Source organism: Bradyrhizobium sp., assembly GCF_049512235.1.
Taxonomy (GTDB): domain Bacteria; phylum Pseudomonadota; class Alphaproteobacteria; order Rhizobiales; family Xanthobacteraceae; genus Bradyrhizobium.
Genome location: NZ_JBEKXH010000241.1, coordinates 1 through 10,056 on the forward strand (window position 1 = coordinate 1; position 10,056 = coordinate 10,056).

The following is a 10,056-nucleotide window of genomic DNA, read 5'->3' on the forward strand; positions in this document are numbered from 1 at the left end:
GGAAGGTAGAGATGCAGACTGTTATTATCGTAGTCCACCTGAAGATCGTTGCGACGCTGATCGCAACCGTGATGCTGCAGAAATCGGAGGGCGGCGGCCTCGGGATGGGCGGCGGCGCCGGCTTCATGTCGAGCCGCGGCACCGCCAATTTGCTGAGCCGCACTACCGCGATCCTCGCGGTGGGCTTCTTCGCCACCAGCCTGCTGTTGTCCTGGCTCGCCGGCTACGACCGTAAGCCGAGTTCGATCATCGGCACGCCCGCCTCGCAATCGCAGCCGGCAGGCCCGGCAACCCCGATATCCCCGCCGACCAGCGGCGGCATTCTGGATTCGCTGAAGAAGTCGGACGAGCAGCAGCAGAACCAGCCGGCGCCATCCGCGCCAGAGGCGCCGCGCTCGCAATAACGCAGGGTGGCCATGCAGCTTGCCGGCTAACCTCCTGGATCATAAATCAGCAATAGTGCTTTGATAAAGCGCAATAATTGGCGTCACCCACAGCCCGACGAAATATCCGCCGCGGCGTGCGATTCGTTTTGGCGAATCGCGCCGGTAGCCTTAAAGGTTAAGTCCCATGGCGCGGTATATCTTCATCACCGGCGGCGTGGTTTCATCGCTCGGAAAAGGTCTGGCTTCGGCGGCGCTCGGCGCCCTGCTGCAGGCGCGGGGCTACAAGGTCCGGCTTCGCAAACTCGATCCCTACCTCAATCTCGACCCCGGAACGATGTCGCCGTACCAGCACGGCGAAGTGTTCGTGACCGACGATGGCGCCGAGACCGATCTCGACCTCGGCCACTACGAGCGCTTTACCGGACGTCCCGCCACCAAGGCCGACAACATCACCACGGGGCGGATCTACCAGGATATCCTCACCAAGGAGCGGCGTGGCGACTATCTCGGCGCCACCATCCAGGTGATCCCGCACGTCACCAACGCCATCAAGGATTTCATCCTCGACAGCAATGACGCGTTCGATTTCGTGCTGTGCGAGATCGGCGGCACCGTTGGCGACATCGAGGGCTTGCCCTTTTTCGAGGCGATCCGCCAGATCAAGAACGATCTGCCGCGCGACCACGCCATCTACATTCATCTGACATTGTTGCCCTTCATACCCAGCGCCGGCGAACTGAAGACAAAACCGACCCAGCATTCGGTCAAGGAACTGCGCTCGATCGGCATCCAGCCCGATGTTCTGTTGTGTCGAACCGACCGCCCGATCCCGCGCGAAGAGCGGCGCAAGCTCGGCCTGTTCTGCAACGTGCGCGAAAGCGCCGTGATCGAGGCGCGAGACGTCGACAACATCTACGCCGTGCCCGAGGCCTATCACGCCGCCGGCCTCGACGACGAGGTGTTGGCGGCGTTCGGCTTCGCGCCGAAGATGCCGCCGGCGCTGCAAAGCTGGCATCTCATCAACGAGCGGGTGCGCAATCCCGAGGGTGACGTCACCATCGCCATCGTCGGCAAATACACCGGCATGAAGGATGCCTACAAATCGCTGATCGAGGCGTTGTCGCATGGCGGCATCGCCAACAAGGTCAGGGTCAATCTCGACTGGATCGAGAGCGAGGTGTTCGAAAACGAGGACCCGGCGCCATTCCTCGAGCACGTCAACGGCATTCTGGTGCCGGGCGGGTTCGGCCAGCGCGGCGCAGAGGGTAAAATCCGCGCCGCGCAGTTCGCCAGGGAGCGCGACGTGCCCTATTTCGGCATCTGCTTCGGGATGCAGATGGCGGTGATCGAGGCCGCGCGCAATCTCATCGGCCTCGATGCGGCCAATTCAAGTGAATTCGGTCCAACGCCCGAGCCGGTCGTTGGCCTGATGACGGAATGGCTGCGTGGCAATGAGCTGGAAAAGCGGTCGCAGTCCGGCGATCTCGGCGGCACCATGCGTCTCGGGGCCTACCCCGCGGTGCTCAAGCGCGGCAGCCGGGTATCCCGGGTCTATGGCGGCGCCACCGAAATATCCGAACGCCATCGCCACCGCTACGAGGTCAACACCGCCTACAAGGACCGTCTGGAGCAGCACGGGCTGAAATTCTCCGGCGTTTCGCCTGACGGCGTGCTGCCGGAGATCATCGAATATGAGGACCACCCCTGGTTCATCGGGGTGCAATTCCATCCCGAACTGAAATCGCGCCCGTTCGAACCGCATCCCTTGTTCGCGTCCTTCATTGAGGCCGCGATGGTACAGTCGCGGCTGGTGTGATTGCTGCGGTCCATGGGCCGTCGCTGGACAGCGTACTCAACCTGTGAGAACATAACCAGCTGATGCAACTGAACTTCGGGAGTATGTTCATGGCGGTCCCCCCTTACGGCACGGCGATCAATCAGGCATTGGCCAGTGCGCGAACCAAGCTCGAAGATCTCAAGCTTTTGCGCGATCACGCCGCTGCCACCCTGGCCCTGCAGGGCAATCTCAAGGGCGCGCTGGGCAAATTGGAGAAGGAAATCAAGTCGCGCGAGCGTGGCCTCAAGAAGGCGAAGACGAAAAAGAAATAAGATCCCGCAAGCCGCATTCTCCCAAGCGCAGGATTTATTCAAAGAGCAGGCGGATCCATTGATGGCCTGCCTTCTCATACTCCATGGCGATGGCGCCGTCTCGGCTGCAGGGTTGCGCGGGGCAGGTCGCCCCGATCCGTCAGGTCAAAAAGACCGAAGCAGTAGTTCGGGATGTCGGCGGCAATTTCATTCTCCGTGAATGCGGCGTTGCCGCGCAGCACGTCGACGATATTGTGCATTGCGATCACCGTCAGCGGCCGTTGACGCTTCGCACCCAATTGATCGATGAAGCGCTGCGACAGATCCGGAAAGAACGGGTTGTTCAGCAGCAGATAATCCACGTCGTCGTAGTTTTGCGTCAGGGCGTCGCCGCAGATGATCTCGATATTCTCAAGACCCAGATGGCGCATCGTCCTTCGCATCGCGTTATGGCGGACCGGCAAAATCTCGATGGCGCGAAAGCGGCATGGCGCCACGCAGGCGCCGTAAAACACGACATGGCCATATCCCGCTCCGGCGTCGCAGAACAGCTGTTCGGGCCGCGGCCTGACGATGCGGAAAATTTCGCGCAAGTGATGGAATGGCATTCCTCCGAAGGTGAAGTTCTGGTTGCCGAAGCGGCGCAGCAACGCGGGCAGGTTTGCCGATCGTTTCTCGGCGGCAGGGGTGATCCGCAACGCGCGTTGCAGCACCTCATCGGCGACATCGATCGTGCCGTGGTGGAATTGCCGGATGACTTCCATGGTTGGCGGAGCCGCGCTAGACATCACGCGCAACTTATGAGAACATCTCACATTGCCGCAACCTAAAATTTGGGAGGGTATCGATGCTTGTCGCTTACGGCACGGCTATCAATCAGGCCTTGGGAAATGCGCGGACCAAACTCGAAGATCTCAAGGTTTTGCGGGATCACGCGGTCGCGGTCCTTGCCGCGCAAGGCGATCTCAAGGGCGCGCTTTCCAAGCTGAACAAGGAGATCAAGACCCGTGAGCAGGGCCTGAAGGCGGCAAAGAAGAAATAAGCGCGCCGATGCCGCGGGACGCGGGACGCCAAAGACCGGCCGTTGCTGGACAGCGCGCGCAACCTGTGAGAATGTCTTCCGCTAACGCAACCTGTACTTAGGGAGAATGATCATGGCTGTCCCGCGTCACGGCACGGGTATCGTCATCCCTTACGGCACGGCTATCAATAACAGTTTGGCCAATGCGCGAACCAAGCTCGAAGACCTCAAGGTTTTGCGCGATCACGCCACCGCCTCCCTTGCCCTCCAGGGCAATCTCAAGGGCGCGCTTGCCAAGTTGGAAAAGGAGATCAAGGCGCGCGAGCGCGGCCTGAAGGCGGTCAAGACGAAAAAGAAGAAGTGACGCGCTGATGCGTGCGTCAGCGGATGCCAACGGCAGCGGCGGGCAGCGGCGATCGCTGCGCGTGCGGACCGCGGAAGACCAGCGTTCCCACGTGCCGGTCCATGTCGTCTGGGAGATCACGCTGGCCTGCAATCTGAAATGCGGCCACTGCGGATCGCGGGCCGGCAAGCGCCGTGCCAACGAACTCTCGACCGCCGAATGCATCGATGTGGTTCGCCAGCTCGCCGCGGCCGGGACAAGGGAAATCACGCTGATCGGTGGCGAGGCCTATTTGCGCCGCGATTGGCTTGAAATCGCCGCCGAGATTGCGCGCCACGGCATTCACTGCGGCGTCCAGACCGGGGCCCGGGGTCTGACCCGAGAGCGGATCGCTAAGGCCCATGCCGCCGGCGTTCGCGCCATCGGCGTCTCGGTCGACGGCCTGCGCGATCTTCACGATTCCTTGCGAGGGGTCGCCGGCAGCCACGACCAGGCGATCCGCGCCATCCATGATATCCGGGACGTCGGCATCGAACCCGGTGTCAACACCCAGATCAATGCGCGATCGATGCATCAACTGCCGCAGATATTCGACGAAATCGTCGCCGCCGGCGCCAAATACTGGCAGGTGCAATTGACGGTTGCGATGGGCAATGCGGTCGACAACAGCGCCATATTGCTGCAGCCCCATCAGATCATCGATGTCGTCGATTGCCTCGCCGGTCTCTATCACCGCGGTCGCGATCTCGGTCTTCGGCTGTTGCCCGGCAACAGCATCGGCTATTTCGGACGTCATGAACCCCATTGGCGCTCGATGACCAGCGACATCGAACACTGGAGCGGCTGCACGGCGGGCGAGACCACCCTTGGCCTCGAAGCCGATGGAACGATCAAGGGTTGCCCGTCGCTGCCCAAATCGCATTTCGCCGGCGGCGAGTCGCGTTCGACCTCGATCGACGAAGCGTTGCGCAACCTCGCCGCGCGCACCGTGCGCAGGGACGGCAATCGCGGCCGAAGCTTTTGCGGTTCCTGTTATTACTGGAACACCTGCCGGGGCGGCTGCACCTGGGTCTCCCACGTCTTGGAGGGCAAGCGCGGCGACAATCCCTATTGCTACTATCGCGCGACGACGCTTGCCAAACGCGGGTTACGCGAGAAGATCGTCAAGGTCGCCGAAGCGCCGGACGAGCCGTTCGCCGTCGGCCGCTTTGAGGTTCGGCTCGAGCGGGTTGACGGATCGCGCGCGCCCCGTTCGCTCGGGCTGGACGACAAGCGACGCAAGCGTGGCCGGCTTGTTCTATGCCAGTCCTGCGAGGAATATATCTATGCCGGTGAGCGCCTGTGTCCCCATTGCGGCGCGAGCAGCGGCAACCACCCTGGCGACCCATCCGCCGCCGATGACCAGCTGGCGCTGGATCTCCGGAAATCGATCGACGAGGTCGAACGCCATGGCCGCCGTATTCTCGAGATCGCCGCGATGCCAGGCGAGAACGAGCAAATGCCTTCCCCGGAATAGATCCCAGCCGGAATGCGTGCCTGGCCGCACATCACAGGGGCGGGCCATGCGATTTCCGCCGCCGGTCTTGCGCGGTGGCGGCAAGACAGCCGGCCGGCCGCCCGCTATAAGTGCTGCGCAAGAAAATGGAGCTGAGCCATGATTTACGAAACGCGCGTCTATCGCTGCCTGCCGGGCCGGCTGCCGGCGCTGTTGAAGCGCTTCGAGACCATCACGCTGAAACTCTGGGAGAAGCACGGCATCAAGCCGGTCGGCTTCTTCACCACGCTGGTCGGCGAATCCAATCAGGAACTGACCTACATTCTGGCGTGGGAGTCGCTTGGCGACCGCGAGAAGCGATGGAATGCATTTATGACCGATCCGGAATGGCTCACGGCGCGGGCGAAGACCGAAGAGGACGGCCAGATCGTCGGCAACATCGTCAATCAACTGCTGGTGCCGACCGCCTTCTCGGCGATGAAGTAGCAAGCATCGAGATCGGCACGATGAGGTCGTAAGCTCCCCTCCCTACCGCTTCGCGGGGGGAGGGGAGAAGTTCAGCGCCATCCGATGGTCGAGCCGCAATGAGGATAGTGCCGTGAATGCGAACATTTCAGCTGCGCCGGTCGTTGCAGCAGGTGGTGTCAAATTTGGCAATGATCTGCCGATTTCGATCATCGCCGGCCCGTGCCAGCTCGAGAGTCGCGCGCACGCGCTCGAAGTCGCCTCCGCGCTGAAGGAGATCGCGGCGCGGCTCAGGATCGGGCTGGTCTACAAGACTTCGTTCGACAAGGCCAACCGTACCAGCGTAGCCGCGGCGCGTGGCATCGGGCTCATGCAAGCATTGCCGATCTTTGCCGAGATCCGTGCATCGCTGGGATTGCCTGTGCTCACCGACGTCCACGAATCAGTGCAATGCGCCGAGGTGGCGCAGGCAGTCGACGTGCTGCAGATCCCGGCATTTCTGTGCCGGCAGACCGATCTGTTGTTGGCGGCGGCCGCGACCGGCAAGGTCGTCAACGTCAAGAAGGGCCAGTTCCTGGCGCCGTGGGACATGGCCAATGTCGTCGCCAAGATCACCGGCGCCGGCAATCCCAAGGTGCTGGTCACCGAGCGCGGCGTGTCGTTCGGCTACAACACGCTGGTTTCGGACATGCGCGCGCTGCCGATCCTGGCACGCACCACCGGCGCGCCTGTTATCTTCGACGCCACGCATTCGGTGCAGCAGCCGGGCGGCCGGGGCACGTCATCCGGCGGCGAGCGCGAATTTGTTCCGGTGCTGGCGCGCGCCGCGGTCGCGGTCGGGGTCGCCGGCGTGTTCATCGAAACCCATCCCGATCCCGACCATGCGCCATCGGACGGCCCCAACATGGTGCCGTTGCGCGAATTCGAAGGCTTGCTGCGCACGCTGATGGCGTTCGACGCGCTCGCCAAGAGCCTGGAAAAGAACCCCTAAGAGGATGTGCGCGCTGATGCCGTCAACCGGACTGAGGCCGCATCGGCAGCGCGTGCCGCCGGCGCTCGATATCATCGCGCTTGTAACCTCGTTCTCGCTGTTGTCGTTCTGGACTGGATCAAATCTGCGCGAAGCCGGATTTCCATAATGCAACCTCTGCGTGGCTTTTGCCGCCGTCATACAATTGTTACGAGCGCCGGCTAAGTATTCCCCAATGAGTTACGATCCTGCCACGATAGCTACCCTGCGCCGCGCCTTGGATGAGGTGGTCAGCGACGGCCGATTCCATCGTCGCAAGTCCGCCTCGGCGCTCGAAATTGCCGAACATCTTCTGGCGCAGGCGGCCGCGGGCGAACGCGACCTGGAGAGATTGAAGTCTTCGGCATTCAAGAAGCTGACTGGAAACGTCGAGCGGTTGCCGAACAGGCCTAACGCGAACGTGTCGAGCCCTGTTCTGATGTCTGCCGACTGATCGACCCGATGCCTCTTTCGTTGGCGGGGGCGTGACTGCGAGCCGCTTTATTTCGATCCGGGGAGCAGCCGATTTTCATACCGCGCAGCCCGCATCAGGCCGCCTCAGGTGGTTGCAGCAACGCCCAGCGGAAGAATGCGATCACCTCGTCGACCGCGGCGCGGGTGGGTTCGCCTGCGGCATCGATGAGGTCGCCGGTAAAGACCGAATGTGGCGGCTTGCCCTGCGCCTTTAGCCCTGCGGGATGACCGGCGGCGTCGGGCAGTTCAGTGCCGGTAAAGGCCGCGCCGAAGGCGGTGCGCAAGGTCTTAAAACGCGCCGCCCGGCAGATCGTATCGCCTTCGAACCGATAGCCGCGCAGGGCAAATCCCTCGCGGGTGCGCGCCTGCACGTAAGCGAGATCAGCGGGCGCGATGTCAAGCGCGGCGTGGTTCAACGCCGGCAGGCCCGGTTGGGCCAGCACGGACGCCAGCACGACCGGATCAAGTGCCATCGAAAGCGCAAAGCCGCCCGTCACGCACATCCCGATGGCGCCGACGCCGCGGCCGCCGCATTCTTCATGGGCAAGGCGCGCCAGCGCCCGCAACCAGTCGGTTACCGGACTGGACTTGTTGGCCCGCAGCAGGGTGAACTCGCGCGACACGCACAGCGCAAGGGTGCGCTTCAGCGTGGTCGTCTCGGCATTGCCGGCATCGGGCGTGCCGAACAGGATCGGCGCGTAGACATGGAAGCCGGCATCCCGCACCCAGCGGCAGAACCGTGCCAGCGTCGGCGTAAAGCCATAGATCTCGTGGATCACGATGATGGCCGGACCTGTCGCCCCGGTCAGCAGCACAGGTTTGGTCTTGCCCAACAGCGGGATATCCCGCCTGGAGAAGTCGGAGATATCAGCGGCTGTCTGCATGCCTGCACCTTGCATCCTCGCTTCATCCCCGCCCGCGATAGGGCGCCACGGCCTGATCGGGAATCCAGATGCCCGTCGGCAGCCGGCCGGTCTGCCAGAACACGTCGATCGGAATGCCGCCGCGCGGATACCAGTAGCCGCCGATCCGAAGCCATTTCGGCTTGATCTCGCCGGCGATCCGCTTGCCGATCATGACCGTGCAGTCCTCGTGGAAGGCGCCGTGATTGCGGAAGCTCGCAACATAGAGTTTGAGGGATTTCGACTCGAGCAGCCATTGGGCCGGGACATAGTCGATCACGAGATGGGCAAAATCCGGCTGACCGGTCACCGGGCAGAGCGAGGTGAATTCCGGCGCGGTGAACCGCACCAGGTAATTCGTATCCCGTTGCGGATTGGGCACCCGGTCGATTTGAGCCTGGCCGGGCGTAGCCGGCCATTCCACGGCGCGGCCAAGCTGCAGTTCATTCGACGGCGGCGATTTGTCGGACGTTTTCGGCATCAGGGTGTCTCCGTTGCCGCGTTATTAGACAATTCGCCAGGCGACGTCACGGCCATGGCGGCCTTTTCCGCCCCCGCGCCTTGCTGTAGAAGCAGCGCGTGATCCTGCAATCCGGCAATCTGAGAGAGGCACCCATGACCGCCATCGTCGACATCGTTGGCCGCGAGATTCTCGACAGCCGCGGCAATCCCACGGTCGAGGTCGATGTGGTGCTGGAAGACGGCTCGATGGGACGCGCGGCGGTGCCGTCGGGCGCCTCAACCGGCGCGCACGAAGCCGTCGAACTGCGCGACGGCGACAAGTCGCGCTACCTTGGCAAGGGCGTAAGCAAGGCCGTGGAAGCGGTCAACGGCGAGATCTTCGAGGCCTTGAACGACATGGCCGCCGAGCAGCAGGTTCAGATCGACCAGACCATGATCGATCTGGACGGCACGGCGAACAAGAGCCGGCTCGGCGCCAACGCCATCCTCGGCGTGTCGCTCGCCTGCGCCAAGGCTGCGGCGGCATCGTTCGACATGCCGCTCTACCGCTATGTCGGCGGCACCGCGGCGCGGACCTTGCCGGTGCCGATGATGAACATCATCAATGGCGGCGTGCATGCCGACAACCCGATCGACTTTCAGGAATTCATGATCATGCCGGTCGGCGCAGCCACCTTCGCCGAGGCGCTGCGCTGCGGCTCGGAAATATTCCACACCCTGCGGTCGGAACTGAAAAAGGCCGGCCACAACACCAATGTCGGCGACGAGGGTGGTTTTGCACCGAACCTGCCGTCGGCGGATGCCGCGCTGGAATTCATCATGGCCGCGATCGGCAAGGCCGGCTACCAGGCAGGCGGCGACGTCATGCTGGCGGTGGATTGCGCGGCGACCGAATTCTTCAAGGACGGCAATTACGTCTATGGCGGCGAGAACAAGACGCGCTCGCGTTCGGAACAGGCCCGGTATCTCGCCGACCTGGCGGCGCGCTATCCGATCGTCTCGATCGAGGACGGCATGTCGGAAGACGACATGGATGGCTGGAAGGAGCTCACCGACCTGATCGGCGGCAAAATTCAGCTGGTTGGGGACGACGTGTTCGTCACCAACGTCACGCGGCTGGCCGACGGCATCAAGAACGGCCGCGCCAACTCGATCCTGGTCAAGGTCAATCAGATCGGTACGCTGACGGAAACTTTGAGCGCGGTCGAGATGGCCTACAAGGCCGGTTATACCGCTGTGATGTCGCACCGCTCCGGTGAAACCGAGGATTCGACCATCGCCGATCTCGCGGTCGCCACCAATTGCGGCCAGATCAAAACCGGATCGTTGGCGCGCTCCGACCGCATCGCGAAATACAACCAGCTGCTGCGGATCGAGCAGGAGCTGGGAAGCCAGGCGAAATATGCAGGGA

14 protein-coding genes are annotated in these 10,056 nt (G+C 62.8%); 11 read left to right on the forward strand and 3 right to left on the reverse strand.

From position 1 onward, the window contains the following. Positions 1-11 precede the first annotated feature (11 nt). The 3 genes from secG (at position 12) to ABSG20_RS21125 (ending at position 2,495) form a co-directional block, all read left to right on the forward strand. Complete coding sequence (gene secG / locus ABSG20_RS21115) at positions 12-404, forward strand: preprotein translocase subunit SecG (RefSeq protein WP_423866465.1); 393 nt, start codon at positions 12-14, stop codon at positions 402-404. Between the two features lie 166 nt (positions 405-570). Next, positions 571-2,202, forward strand: coding sequence for a CTP synthase (gene pyrG, locus ABSG20_RS21120; protein WP_423866452.1), 1,632 nt, complete (start codon positions 571-573; stop codon positions 2,200-2,202). Between the two features lie 89 nt (positions 2,203-2,291). Continuing rightward, entirely contained in the window at positions 2,292-2,495 is a 204-nt protein-coding gene (locus ABSG20_RS21125; RefSeq protein ID WP_423866453.1) for a DUF1843 domain-containing protein, read from the forward strand. A 74-nt stretch (positions 2,496-2,569) separates the two neighbouring features. Here the strand turns inward: ABSG20_RS21125 and ABSG20_RS21130 are convergent, their stop codons facing one another. Next, a complete protein-coding gene (locus ABSG20_RS21130) occupies positions 2,570-3,262 on the reverse strand; it encodes a class I SAM-dependent methyltransferase (protein WP_423866454.1) in 693 nt (230 codons plus the stop codon). A 59-nt stretch (positions 3,263-3,321) separates the two neighbouring features. Here ABSG20_RS21130 and ABSG20_RS21135 point away from each other — a divergent pair, with 59 nt between their 5' ends. The 7 genes from ABSG20_RS21135 to ABSG20_RS21165 all read left to right on the forward strand — a co-directional run bounded on the left by ABSG20_RS21135 (position 3,322) and on the right by ABSG20_RS21165 (position 7,261). After that, positions 3,322-3,516, forward strand: a complete 195-nt coding sequence (locus tag ABSG20_RS21135) for a DUF1843 domain-containing protein (RefSeq protein WP_423866455.1) — start codon at positions 3,322-3,324, stop codon at positions 3,514-3,516. A 112-nt stretch (positions 3,517-3,628) separates the two neighbouring features. Further along, entirely contained in the window at positions 3,629-3,859 is a 231-nt protein-coding gene (locus ABSG20_RS21140) for a DUF1843 domain-containing protein (RefSeq protein ID WP_423866456.1), read from the forward strand. A 7-nt stretch (positions 3,860-3,866) separates the two neighbouring features. After that, entirely contained in the window at positions 3,867-5,354 is a 1,488-nt protein-coding gene (locus tag ABSG20_RS21145; RefSeq protein WP_423866457.1) for a radical SAM protein, read from the forward strand. A gap of 138 nt (positions 5,355-5,492) precedes the next feature. Further along, positions 5,493-5,819 (forward strand): NIPSNAP family protein, encoded by a 327-nt coding sequence (locus ABSG20_RS21150; RefSeq protein WP_423866458.1) that lies wholly within the window; start codon positions 5,493-5,495, stop codon positions 5,817-5,819. Between the two features lie 112 nt (positions 5,820-5,931). Then, complete coding sequence (gene kdsA / locus ABSG20_RS21155) at positions 5,932-6,789, forward strand: 3-deoxy-8-phosphooctulonate synthase (RefSeq protein WP_423866459.1); 858 nt, start codon at positions 5,932-5,934, stop codon at positions 6,787-6,789. A gap of 16 nt (positions 6,790-6,805) precedes the next feature. Beyond that, a complete protein-coding gene (locus tag ABSG20_RS21160; RefSeq protein ID WP_423866460.1) occupies positions 6,806-6,937 on the forward strand; it encodes a hypothetical protein in 132 nt (43 codons plus the stop codon). Positions 6,938-6,949: 12 nt separating this feature from the next. Next, the gene (locus ABSG20_RS21165; RefSeq protein ID WP_423866461.1) at positions 6,950-7,261 is read left to right on the forward strand and encodes a hypothetical protein; all 312 of its coding nucleotides are present in this window, start codon (positions 6,950-6,952) and stop codon (positions 7,259-7,261) included. 94 nt (positions 7,262-7,355) lie between these two features. Here ABSG20_RS21165 and ABSG20_RS21170 read toward each other — a convergent pair whose 3' ends face one another. Both ABSG20_RS21170 and queF read right to left on the reverse strand, forming a co-directional pair. Next, positions 7,356-8,165 carry a dienelactone hydrolase family protein gene (locus ABSG20_RS21170; protein WP_423866462.1) on the reverse strand — a complete coding sequence of 270 codons (810 nt, stop codon included), beginning with the start codon at positions 8,163-8,165 and terminating at the stop codon, positions 7,356-7,358. 22 nt (positions 8,166-8,187) lie between these two features. Next, a complete protein-coding gene (gene queF, locus ABSG20_RS21175) occupies positions 8,188-8,664 on the reverse strand; it encodes a preQ(1) synthase (RefSeq protein WP_423866463.1) in 477 nt (158 codons plus the stop codon). A gap of 134 nt (positions 8,665-8,798) precedes the next feature. Here queF and eno point away from each other — a divergent pair. Further along, the coding region (gene eno / locus ABSG20_RS21180) for a phosphopyruvate hydratase (RefSeq protein ID WP_423866464.1) at positions 8,799-10,056 on the forward strand (1,258 nt) is incomplete at its 3' end.